The following is a 10,311-nucleotide window of genomic DNA, read 5'->3' as shown; positions in this document are numbered from 1 at the left end:
CGCAGCACCCCACCCCCACCCACCAACCACCCAGCCAACGACACCCGCCCCACCCAACGAAACCACCACGATGGGGGTCCAGGGGGCGCAGCCCCCTGGCGGGGGTTTGGGGGTCCGACCCCCAAGGCAGATACGAAGAAGAGCCCTGGCCAACGCGCAAGCGTGGCAGGGCTCTCCCGCGAATCGAGTGGAGGTGCCGGGAATTGAACCCGGGTCCTCTAGCGCATCCTCAAGGCTTCTCCGTGCGCAGTCCGCTGTGTCTCTGCTTGACCCCTTCAGTCACGCGAACAAGCTGAAGTGACGGGCCCAGCCACTGTTTGCTTCCCTGCCAGGCCCCGTGGCCGGGACTGGAGGTGAGCCTCCTAGCTGATGCCGGCGACCGGGTCGGAGGCGACCCCGGGCCGACAGACTTGCTCTACTGCGATCAGGCAGCGAGAGCGAAGTCGCGCTGGCTATTGGCCTTGGCGCTTATTAGGTTGCGATGACGCTTGCGGTGGTCTCTCGCCTGCACCGGCACGCTTCCCTTGATTCAACGTCCAGAGTCGAAACCGTTCACCCCCTTGTAGGTGTTCTTAACTCACCCATCATAACGCGTCCGGCAACCGGATAATTCCGGCCTCGGCCAGGCCCAGGCCGGGCCCCGGCCAGCCCCGGGGTAGGGCTGTCCCCACCTCCAAGATGCCCGCTCGCCCCCTGGTTGCCCTCGACCCGCCCGGCCATGCTGAGCAGGTCAGTTTCCGCAGTGAGGGAGCCCCGCCATGGTCACCGTGCCCGCCGGTCGCAGGTTTGGGCGCCGCACTCCGCCGTTGGGCGGGGCGTTGGCGTATCTGCTGCTCAACCTGCCTCTCGGCATCCTCTCGTTCACGCTCATCGTGACGCTGGGGTCGGCGGGGCTGGGGACGCTCGTCGTGTGGCTGGGCGTGCCGCTGCTCGGGCTGCTCGTCCTGTTCGCGCGGACCGCGGGGCGGGTCGAGCGGGGACGGGTATTCGCGCTGCTGGACGTGTATGTCGACGATCCGTATCTGCCGTTGCCGCCCTCGGGGCAGAAGCAGCGCTGGCTGACCCGGGTGAAGGACCCGGCGACCTGGCGCGACCTGTCCTACCTGTTCCTGCTCTTCCCGCTCGGCCTGGTGGAGTTCGTGCTGGTCGTGACGGTGTGGGCGGTCAGCTTGGGCCTCGTCGCGCTGCCGATCTACTACCGCTTCCTTCCGGACGGCGTCTACGCCTTCCCGAGCTACGATGTGCAGTGGTTCGTCGTCGACTCGACGGTGGCCGCGCTGCCGTGGGCGGCGCTGGGGGTGCTGTTCGCCGCGATCGCCGTGGCCCTGACCAAGGGCCTGGCGGCCTTGCACGCCGCGTTCGCGGCCGGGTTCCTGCGGCCCACGGTCGCTCAGCGGCGGCGCATGGAGCGCTCGTGGAACGAGCTCGACAGGATCACGGTGGCCGGATGACTTCGCAAGACCCGCCTCCGGAGCACCCTCGCCCGCATCCGGCTCGCACGATCGGGTACCTGATCCCGTCGTTCGTGCTGCGCCTGCTGCAGTTCGTCCTCATCGTGGTCGGCGCGACGGTCGGCACCGCGACCCTCATCATCTGGATCGGCTTCCCGATCCTGCTGGCCGTCACCGGGTTCATCCGCTGGTCGGGCGACCTGGAGCGGCGCTGGGCCCGCCGGATGCTCGGCACCCCGCTCGGGCCGGTCGAGCGGCTGCCGCTGGACGGGCAGCCGCTGACCCGCCGCTGGCTCACCCGGCTTTCCGACCCGACGACGTGGCGCGACCTGGCCTACCTGATGATCGCGTTCCCGCTGTCGATCGTCGAGCTGCCGATCGCGCTGGCGTCGATCGTGCTGCTGCCGATGGCGATCTGGGTCACTCCGTGGCTGGGCTGGCTGCACGGGAACCTGGCGCTGTCGCTGCTGGGCCCGAACCGCACCAAGAAGCTCGAAAAGAAGGCCGAACACCTGCAGGCGTCGCGGGCTCGGGGCGTCGACGCCGCCGAAGCCGAACGCCGCCGGATCGAGCGGGACCTGCACGACGGCGCGCAGCAGCGGCTGGTGGCCGTCGCGATGAGCCTCGGCCGGGCGAAGTCGAAGTTCGACCACGACCCGAACGCGGTGCGCGAGCTGATCGACGAGGCCCATTCGGACGCCAAGCTCGCCGTTTCCGAACTGCGCGACCTCGCTCGCGGCATCTACCCCGCCGTGCTGGGCGACCGCGGTCTCGACGCAGCCCTGTCCGCGCAGGCCGCGAAGTCGCCGATCCCGGTGGACGTGCACGTCGACGTCGAGCCTCGCCCGCCGGCCGCAGTCGAGACCACGGCGTACTTCATCGTCGGCGAGACCCTCACCAACATCGCCAAGCACTCCGGTGCCACCGAGGCGACGGTGAAGGTGTGGCGCTCGGACACGCATGTCATCGCCGAGATCACCGACAACGGCCACGGCGGCGCGGAGGTTCGCCCTGGCGGCGGGCTTGCCGGGCTGGCCGACCGAGCCGCGACCATCGACGGCGTGATCACCGTCGTGAGCCCGGTCGGCGGGCCGACGGTCATCAGAGCGGACCTGCCGTGTCAATGGTGACCCGTTCGTGAGTGAATAGCTGCCGGGAGCTTTTCACTCACGGACCTGGGGGCCTTGATGCGGGTAGTGATCGCCGAAGACGCCGTGCTGCTTCGGGCTGGGGTCACCCGATTGCTCGCCGACGAGGGCATCGAGACCGTCGCCGCGGTCGACAACGGCGACGACCTGCTCGGCGCGATCACCGAGCACCGCCCTGACCTGGCGATTGTCGACGTCCGGATGCCGCCGACGTTCACCGACGAGGGCTTGCGCGCCGCACTGGCCGCCCGCAAGGAGGTCGCCGGCCTGCCGGTGCTCGTGCTGTCGCAATACGTCGAGGAGAGCTACGCCGTCGAGCTGCTGTCCGGTGGCGCCGGAGGCGTCGGCTACCTGCTGAAAGAGCGCGTCGCCGACGTGGACGAGTTCCTCGACGCGGTACGGCGTGTCGCGGACGGCGGCACCGCGATCGACCCGGACGTCATCGCCCAGCTGATGGCCCGGGGCCGCCGCAACCCGCTGGATTCGCTCACCGCGCGCGAGTCCGAGGTGCTCGGCCTGATGGCCCAGGGACTGTCCAACAACGCCATCGCGAACTCGCTGGTCGTGTCGCACGGCGCGGTCGAGAAGCACATCGGCAACATCTTCTCGAAGCTCGGCCTCGAGGCCAGTTCCGAGGAACACCGCCGGGTCCGCGCGGTCCTGACCTACCTGGGCCGTTAGCACCCTCACTCGAACTGACGGCAGCCTCGCGCCGGGTCCCTCGCCTACCATGGACTGATGCCGCCCGAACCGAGCGAGGAGAATCCGATGTCCGACCGCAGCGTCCGCTTCTTCGGCGGCCCGCTCGACGGCCGGGTGCAGGAACTCGCCGACGAGGAACCGGTTCCGGGCACGATCGTGCGCCACATCCACCTGCACGGCGGTCCGAAAATCGAGACGCGGTACGAACTCGGGCTCACCGAGGACGGCTGGGCGTACCGGGTGCAGGCGCACGAATCCGAACCGGAGCCGGACACTCTCTCGTGAGTGTTTACGCCGGTTAGAACCGGCATAGCCACTCACGAGCCCCCGCGGTAGGGCAAACCCCACCTTTCGCTTCCTGCTGCCCCGACCCCGTTTTCGGTGGTCTGCACCGCTGTTCGCGAGCCTGGAAACCGACAGGCTCTTCAGCATGACGACGAGCCAGCTGCGGACCCGCGGCACCAGGGCGACCCGGGACAGATTTCTGGACGTAGTACGCGCCGGAGCCATCCTCGCGGTGGTCGCGCAGCACTGGACGATGCCGGTGCTTTCCTTCTCCGGCAACACTCTTGCCACCGGCAACGCGCTCGCGACTCCCGGCTGGTGGCTGATCACCTGGGCGTCGCAGGTGATGCCGTTGATCTTCTTCGCGGGCGGCGCGGCGAACCTGATCTCCTTGCGCCGCGCGGAATCCACCCGCGCCTGGTTCGCCGGACGCGTGCGCCGGCTGCTCGTTCCGGTGCTGCCGCTGATGGCGGTGTGGCTCGTCGTGCCGGATCTGTTGCGGGGCATGGGAGTTCCACCGCAACCGGTCCAGGTGGCCGGTGCGATCGCCGCGCAACTGCTGTGGTTCCTCTCGGTCTATCTGCTCACCGTGCTGCTCACCCCGCTCATGGTCGCCGCCCACCGACGCTGGGGACTCGCCGTTCCGGCAGTGCTCGCCGGATTGGGCGTTCTCGTTGACGTAGCCCGCTTTTCCGACCTCGGCCTGATCGGCTACGCCAACGCCGTCATCGTCTGGGTCGCCGTGCACCAGCTCGGGTTCCACTACGTCGAAGGCCGCCTCGGCTCGGTCAGCCGCCGCGCCGCGCTCGCCGTGTCCGCCGCCGGTTTCGGGGTGACGGCGCTGATGGTCGCGTTCGGTCCGTACCCGGCGAGCATGATCGGCATGCCCGGTGCGCCGGTGTCCAACATGAGCCCGCCCACCGTGCTGCTGCTGTTCCTGGGGCTCGGTCAAATCGGCTTCCTGCTGGCCTTCCGCGACAAGCTCGTCTCGCTCCCCCGCGTCACCGCGGCGCTCAGCTGGCTCAGCCCGCGGTTCATGTCGGTCTACCTGTGGCACATGCCGGCGCTGGTCGTGGTCTCCGGAGTGACGGTGTTCGGCCTCGGCTACTCGACGCCCGCCCCGGGTTCGTCGCTGTGGTTCCTGATGGCACCCGCCTGGTTCGCCGTGTGCGGCGCGGTGTTGCTGGGTCTGCTGCGCCTGTTCGAGCGCTTCGAAACGCAGCCGGACGGCCTCGTCGTGACCGCTCGGACGCCGCAACTGGTGCTGGCGGGCCTGCTCGCCTCGGGTGGCCTGCTCGGCCTGGCCGCGCACGGGTTCGCCCCGCTGAACGACACCCTGCTGACCGGCCCGGTGCCGTGGGTGGCGTTGGTCGCGGCCGGGTACGCGCTGGCCGGACGTCAGGTGTCGCTGACGCGGGACCGCGAGCTGGTGGCGGTCAAACGCTGAGCAGCTTCGCGGGGGTGTCGTGCAGCACCGCTCGCAGGAACGGCTCGCCAAGGCGATCGTCGGCCGCCCAGCCGGCGATCGCCCGCAGCTGTGTCGCGTAGGAGTACGGAATGTTCGGGAAGTCGGTGCCGAGGACCACGCGGTCGGCGACCTCCGCCAGCCGGGCCGTCCAGTCCGGCGGCAACGGCGACATCGCCTCCGCGAACGGCACGCCGACCATCGTGGTGTCGAGATGCACTCGCGGGTAGCGGGCCATCAGCTCGAACGCGGTGGTGAACTGGGGCATCGCCGCGTGCGCGAGGACGGCGGTGAGGCGAGGATGCCGTCGCAGGACTTCCTCGAACACCTCGAGTCCGGTGAAATCGCCGCGCAACGGCCCGTGTCCACAGTGGATCACCGCCGGCACGCCCGCGTCGGACAGCGAGCCCCACACCGCGTCGAGCAGTTCGTCCCGCGGGTCGTAAGCCCCGACCTGCACGTGCGCCTTGAAACACCGGGCTCCCGCGCGCAACGCACTGTCCACTGAGGACGCCGCGCCCGGCTCCGGGTAGAACGTGCCGGTGGGCACCGCTTCCGGCACCTGCTCGGCGAACTCCAGCGCCCACGACGTGAGCCACTCCGCCATGCCCGGCTTGTGCGGGTACACCAGCGGCGCGAACGTTTTCACGCCCAGCGCGCGCAGCGTTTCGATCCGCTCCGTCTCCGGCGTGCGGTAGTGGATCGGCCACGGCGTGCCGTAATGCTGCTCGGCGCGGTCGAAATAAGCCCACACCTTGTCCAGCACCGGCTTCGGCAGGAAGTGGACGTGCAGGTCGACGATCCCGTCGAGACCGAGCCCGGCGATCCAGCCCGGGACGTCGGCGTCGGTGGCCGGCCCTGGGCTCACTCCGTGAACCGGCCCTTCAACGCCCGGCCCATCGCGCGGCTGATGTCCTTCTGCGCGTCGCGTTTGGCCAGCGTCTGCCGCTTGTCGTAGGCCTTCTTGCCTCGGGCCAGCGCGATTTCGACCTTGACCTTGCCGTCCTTGAAGTACATCGACAGCGGCACCAGCGAGAGACCGCTTTCCTTGGTCTTGCCGATGAGCCGTTCGATCTCCCGCCGGTGCAGCAGCAGCTTCCGCGTGCGCCGCGGCATGTGGTTGGTCCAGGTGCCCTGCGTGTACTCGGGGATGTGGACGTTGCGCAGCCACACCTCGCCGTCGTCCACCGTCGCGAACGCGTCCACAAGGGAGGCTTTGCCGGCCCGGAGGCTTTTGACCTCCGTGCCCTGCAGCACCATCCCGGCCTCATAGGTGTCCAGGATGGAGTAGTCGTGCCGAGCCTTGCGGTTCGACGCGATGACCTTCTGTCCACGTTCCTTGGGCATACCCGCCAGTTTACGTGGCGCCCAGGTGATCAAGCACGCCGGTTTCCGGCCGGTCACCCGGCGAAGTCAGTGCTCCGGGCGACCTTTTCCCACGCCGCGAGCTCGGCCTGCCCGCGCTCGTAACTGGCCGCGACGTTGTCCGCCGCGTCCGTGCCCAGCGCGAGCCGCAGCGGAGGACGTTCGGCGGCCAGCGCGGCGAGGATCGCTTCGGCGGCCTTGACCGGGTCGCCCGGCTGCCGGCCGGCCACCTCGGCCAGCTGGGTGCGGATCGGCCCGAGCTGCTCGCGGTATGCCCCGCCCTCCTCGGTGAACAGCAGCACTCCCGGCTCGTTGAACGCCGTGCGGAAGGCGCCCGGCTCGACGATCAGCACGTGGACGCCCCACGGCGCGAGTTCCTCCGCCAGCGCCTCCGACCAGCCTTCGAGCGCGAACTTGGTCGAGGCGTACGCGCTGACGCCGCCGAACGCGAAGCGCCCGGCCTGGCTGCTCATCTGCACGATCGCGCCGCTGCCCCGCTCCCGCAGGTGCGGCTGCACGGCCTTGGTCAGCGCGACCGGGCCGAAGAAGTTGAGGTCCATCAAGGCCCGCAGCTCGGCCGCAGCGACTTCCTCGGCCGCTCCGATGAGTCCCCGGCCCGCGTTGTTGACCAGCACGTCGATCCGGCCGTACCGGTCGAGCACCTCGGCCACCGCCGGCTCGATCCGCGCCTCGTCGGTCACGTCGAGCCGCACTGCCGAGATCCGGTCCGGTGCGCTCGCGACCAGGTCAGCGACCGATTCCGGACGCCGTACCGCCGCCGCCACGGTGTCCCCGGCCGCCAGCGCGGCGACCGCCAGCTCCCGGCCGAACCCCGACGAAGCCCCCGTGATCAGCCAAACCCGTGCACTCATGCCGTTTCCCCATCCTTGGTAAGCAGCCCGACCGCGATCGCGCCGAGCGTCGATATCGCGGCGATGGTCCAAAGCCCGACGTGCAGTGCGCTCGTGTACGCAGCAGCCGCCGGTGCACCGCCGATTTGTTCCCCTTGCAGCAGCTTCGCGGTGATCGCGCCCGCCCGGTCCGGACCCAGCCCGGACCCGAGCCGGGACTGGGTCACCGCGGCGAGCAGCGAGCCCAGCACGGCGATCGACACGGATTCCCCGCCCAGCCGCATCGTGTTGAACACGCCCGCCGCCATCCCGGCCCGAGCCGGTTCCACCGACGACACCGCGGCCCCGTCGAGAATCGCCAGCGAAACGCCGAACCCGGCCCCGATGCACAGCAGCGGTCCGGCGATCTCCCCGGTTTCCGCGCCCGGGTGCACCACGGTCAGCCAGGACGCTCCGACCGCGACGAGCAGCAGGGTCGCCACCAGCAGCAGCCGCTGCGACACCCAGTGCGCGATCGAGCTCACCACGACGGGCACGACCAGCGTCGGCCCGGTGAGCAGCATCAGCAGCAGACCGGCGGAGAGCGCGCTCATTCCGTCGACCGCCATGAAGTACGCCGGAAGCGCGATCAGCAGCGCTACGAACCCGAAGGCCAGCAGCACCGGCATCGCGCAAATCGCCAGGAATCGCGGCTGAGCGAACAGCGACACGTCGATCATCGGGTGTTCCGCGCGCCGTTCGAGCGCCACGAACCCGGCCAGCAGGACCGCGAACCCGGCGAAGGAGCCCAGCACCAGCGGACTGTCCCAGCCGAGTTCCGGGCCTTCGACCAGCGCGAGCACGAACAACGACAGCCCAAGAGTGAAGGCGAGCGCACCCGGCCAGTCCGGACCGGCCGGATGCGCGTCCTTCGATTCGGCCAGCTTCGGCACCACCCCCAGCAACGGCAGCAGCACCACCGCGGCGACGCCGAAGAACATCCGCCACCCGCCCAGCGAGGTCACCAGCACCCCGGCGGCCAGCGGACCGAATGCCAGACCGAGCCCGATCGCCGTGCCGAACAGGCCGAACGCCCGCGCCCGCGCGGCTCCCTCGAAGGTGTGCGCGAGCAGCGCGCTGCCGCCGGTGATCACGCAGGCCGCACCGATCCCGGCGACGACCCTGGCGGCAATCAGCACCCCGATCGACGGCGCGCACGCCGCCACCAGCATCGCGGCGCAGAACAGCCCGATGCCGGCGGCGAACATCCTCCGCCGACCGGTGAGATCGGCCAGCGAACCGGTGATCGCCATGAAGCTGGCGAAGGTCAGGAAGAACGCGTTCACCACCCACTGCGCGGACGAGAGGCTGGTGGCGAGGCTGCCGCTGATGTCGGGCAGCGCGAGCGACGCACCGGTCGCGGTGACCGGGACCAGCACGATCGCCGCGCATACCGCGAACAACGTGAGACCGGGCTTGACCCGCCGCGGCGCGGCGATGACCCCCATGGACTCCCCACTCAAACCATTCGAAGTCTGATATACACCAAAGATCGAAGCAGCGTTCGCACCCTGATGTCAAGTCGCAGGGGCCGAGGCCATGTTCGAAGGCTGATAGTTTGGAGACGAGCTAGGAGGTCGCAATGGGCGTCGAAGAGCGGATCGCGGAGAAGCTGGACCCGCGGCTCGGCACTCACCTCAAGCGCGCCGAAGTGGCCTTGATGGCGGAGAAAGGCCGCGTGCTCAAGCCGTTCGGCCTGTCGGTTCCGCAGTACGCGGCGATGCACGCGTTGTCGGTCGCGCCGCTGTCCGGGGCGCAGCTGGCCCGGGTGTGCTGCGTGACGCCGCAGAGCATGACGTCCCTGTTGTCCACTTTGGAGTCGAAGAACCTGGTCGAGCGCACCCCGTCGGAGGTGCACGCACAGGTGCTCATCGCTCGCTTGACGCGGTCGGGGCACGCCGTCTTCCGCAAGGCGAACGAAGCCGCGCTCGCGGTCGAGGCGCGGTTGTCCGCGGAGTTCGAGCCGGAAGAGGAAGAGCGGCTGCGTGCGCTCTTGGCGCGCGCGGTCAAGGTGCTGGGCGAAGGCGGCTGAAACGCACGAACCGCCCGGCGAAGAGGTTCACCGGGCGGTTCGGGGTGCGAAGAAGAGCGGCTAGTGGCGCACGTACAGCCGCAGCGTGACGTATCCGGTGATCGCCGAGATCACGATCGACACCGCGAGCAAGATCGGCGCGACCGGGAACAGCACCTCGAGCGTGGTGATCTGCGGGAACACTTCGCCGGTGAAGACCGTGTCGAGGAAGGACAGCTTCGTCAGCAGCAGGAACACCACCCCGAGCACGGCGCCGACCGTGCCGGCGACCACCGCCTCCAAGAGGAACGGCAGCTGGGTATACCAGCGTGTCGCGCCCACCAGGCGCATGATGCCGACTTCCGTCCGCCTCGTGAACGCCGAGACCTGAATGGTGTTCGCGATCAGCAGGAGGGCGGCGACGGCCATGATGAGCGCCATCACGAACGCGATGTTCCGGACGCCGTTGAAGACGTTGAAGACGCGGTCGAGGAATTTCTTCTGGTCGTCGACCTTCTTGACGCCGGGCTGGCCGGTGTACTGCTTGATGATCGCGTCGGACCGGTCCGGGTCCTTCAGCTTCACCTGCAGCGACGCGGGCAGCGCCTCGGGACCGGTCAGCTCGAGCAGCTCGGGCTGGCTCGCGAAGATCTTCTTGAACCGGTCGTAGGCCTGGTCGCGGTTCTCGTAGACGACCGATTCGACGCCGGGGTTGTTCTGCAGCGACTGGCGGAGCCCGTTGCAGAGCGCCTGCGTGCAGTTCTTGTCGTTCGCGCTCACGTCGTCGACCAGCGAGACCGAAACCTCGACTTCGGCGAGGAAGTTCGCCTTCATCTTGTCGATCGTGCGCACGGCGAGCAGACCGCCGCCGAGCATGGCGAGCGAGACCGCGGTGGTGAGGATCATCGCGATGGTCATCGTGACGTTCCGGCGCAAACCGGTGACGACCTCGCTGAAGACGAAACTGGCACGCATCGCTCTGGTGATTCCTTGG

Annotated in this window: 11 protein-coding genes and 1 other RNA gene; 6 read left to right on the top strand and 6 right to left on the bottom strand. The window is 69.2% G+C overall.

Annotated features, from left to right (window positions below; translation table 11 throughout):
* Window positions 1-185: 185 nt before the first annotated feature.
* Window positions 186-560, bottom strand: a transfer-messenger RNA (tmRNA) gene (gene ssrA / locus L942_RS42485).
* 198 nt (window positions 561-758) lie between these two features.
* On the opposite strand from ssrA, the gene L942_RS12175 reads away from it, so the two are divergent.
* The 5 genes from L942_RS12175 (at window position 759) to L942_RS12155 (ending at window position 5,033) form a co-directional block, all read left to right on the top strand.
* Window positions 759-1,451 (top strand): sensor domain-containing protein, encoded by a 693-nt coding sequence (locus L942_RS12175; protein ID WP_037359072.1) that lies wholly within the window; start codon window positions 759-761, stop codon window positions 1,449-1,451.
* The gene (locus L942_RS12170; protein ID WP_037359069.1) at window positions 1,448-2,581 is read left to right on the top strand and encodes a sensor histidine kinase; all 1,134 of its coding nucleotides are present in this window, start codon (window positions 1,448-1,450) and stop codon (window positions 2,579-2,581) included. Before L942_RS12175 ends, L942_RS12170 begins: the two co-directional genes overlap by 4 nt.
* Window positions 2,582-2,638: 57 nt before the next feature.
* Window positions 2,639-3,280, top strand: coding sequence for a response regulator transcription factor (locus tag L942_RS12165; protein ID WP_037359066.1), 642 nt, complete (start codon window positions 2,639-2,641; stop codon window positions 3,278-3,280).
* A gap of 87 nt (window positions 3,281-3,367) precedes the next feature.
* A complete protein-coding gene (locus L942_RS12160; RefSeq protein WP_037359064.1) occupies window positions 3,368-3,586 on the top strand; it encodes a hypothetical protein in 219 nt (72 codons plus the stop codon).
* Window positions 3,587-3,731: 145 nt separating this feature from the next.
* Window positions 3,732-5,033, top strand: coding sequence for an acyltransferase family protein (locus tag L942_RS12155; protein ID WP_037359061.1), 1,302 nt, complete (start codon window positions 3,732-3,734; stop codon window positions 5,031-5,033).
* Here the strand turns inward: L942_RS12155 and L942_RS12150 are convergent.
* The 4 genes from L942_RS12150 to L942_RS12135 are packed head-to-tail and all read right to left on the bottom strand — an operon-like array spanning window position 5,023 to window position 8,754.
* Window positions 5,023-5,919, bottom strand: coding sequence for an amidohydrolase family protein (locus tag L942_RS12150; protein WP_037359058.1), 897 nt, complete (start codon window positions 5,917-5,919; stop codon window positions 5,023-5,025). The two genes, L942_RS12155 and L942_RS12150, sit on opposite strands and share 11 nt — an antisense overlap.
* Window positions 5,916-6,398 carry an SsrA-binding protein SmpB gene (gene smpB, locus L942_RS12145; RefSeq protein ID WP_037359055.1) on the bottom strand — a complete coding sequence of 161 codons (483 nt, stop codon included), beginning with the start codon at window positions 6,396-6,398 and terminating at the stop codon, window positions 5,916-5,918. The genes L942_RS12150 and smpB overlap by 4 nt, the downstream gene beginning before the upstream one ends.
* A gap of 53 nt (window positions 6,399-6,451) precedes the next feature.
* Window positions 6,452-7,288 (bottom strand): oxidoreductase, encoded by an 837-nt coding sequence (locus L942_RS12140; protein WP_037359052.1) that lies wholly within the window; start codon window positions 7,286-7,288, stop codon window positions 6,452-6,454.
* The gene (locus L942_RS12135; protein ID WP_037359048.1) at window positions 7,285-8,754 is read right to left on the bottom strand and encodes an MFS transporter; all 1,470 of its coding nucleotides are present in this window, start codon (window positions 8,752-8,754) and stop codon (window positions 7,285-7,287) included. Before L942_RS12135 ends, L942_RS12140 begins: the two co-directional genes overlap by 4 nt.
* A gap of 134 nt (window positions 8,755-8,888) precedes the next feature.
* On the opposite strand from L942_RS12135, the gene L942_RS12130 reads away from it, so the two are divergent.
* Complete coding sequence (locus tag L942_RS12130) at window positions 8,889-9,338, top strand: MarR family winged helix-turn-helix transcriptional regulator (protein ID WP_037359045.1); 450 nt, start codon at window positions 8,889-8,891, stop codon at window positions 9,336-9,338.
* A 60-nt stretch (window positions 9,339-9,398) separates the two neighbouring features.
* Here the strand turns inward: L942_RS12130 and ftsX are convergent, their stop codons facing one another.
* Window positions 9,399-10,292 carry a permease-like cell division protein FtsX gene (gene ftsX, locus L942_RS12125; protein WP_037359041.1) on the bottom strand — a complete coding sequence of 298 codons (894 nt, stop codon included), beginning with the start codon at window positions 10,290-10,292 and terminating at the stop codon, window positions 9,399-9,401.
* Window positions 10,293-10,311 lie beyond the last annotated feature (19 nt).

The sequence above is a fragment of the Amycolatopsis orientalis DSM 43388 genome (genome assembly GCF_000411975.1).
Classification (GTDB): domain Bacteria; phylum Actinomycetota; class Actinomycetes; order Mycobacteriales; family Pseudonocardiaceae; genus Amycolatopsis; species Amycolatopsis orientalis_D.
Note: the sequence above shows the minus strand (reverse complement) of the source record. Positions and strands in the feature narration are given on the sequence as shown.

Coding starts and splice junctions, on each gene's coding strand:
- L942_RS12175 (WP_037359072.1), top strand. CDS start 759: ATGGTCACCGTGCCCGCCGGTCGCAGGTTTGGGCGCCGCACTCCGCCG.
- L942_RS12170 (WP_037359069.1), top strand. CDS start 1,448: ATGACTTCGCAAGACCCGCCTCCGGAGCACCCTCGCCCGCATCCGGCT.
- L942_RS12165 (WP_037359066.1), top strand. CDS start 2,639: ATGCGGGTAGTGATCGCCGAAGACGCCGTGCTGCTTCGGGCTGGGGTC.
- L942_RS12160 (WP_037359064.1), top strand. CDS start 3,368: ATGTCCGACCGCAGCGTCCGCTTCTTCGGCGGCCCGCTCGACGGCCGG.
- L942_RS12155 (WP_037359061.1), top strand. CDS start 3,732: ATGACGACGAGCCAGCTGCGGACCCGCGGCACCAGGGCGACCCGGGAC.
- smpB (WP_037359055.1), bottom strand. CDS start 6,398: ATGCCCAAGGAACGTGGACAGAAGGTCATCGCGTCGAACCGCAAGGCT.
- L942_RS12140 (WP_037359052.1), bottom strand. CDS start 7,288: ATGAGTGCACGGGTTTGGCTGATCACGGGGGCTTCGTCGGGGTTCGGC.
- L942_RS12135 (WP_037359048.1), bottom strand. CDS start 8,754: ATGGGGGTCATCGCCGCGCCGCGGCGGGTCAAGCCCGGTCTCACGTTG.
- L942_RS12130 (WP_037359045.1), top strand. CDS start 8,889: ATGGGCGTCGAAGAGCGGATCGCGGAGAAGCTGGACCCGCGGCTCGGC.
- ftsX (WP_037359041.1), bottom strand. CDS start 10,292: ATGCGTGCCAGTTTCGTCTTCAGCGAGGTCGTCACCGGTTTGCGCCGG.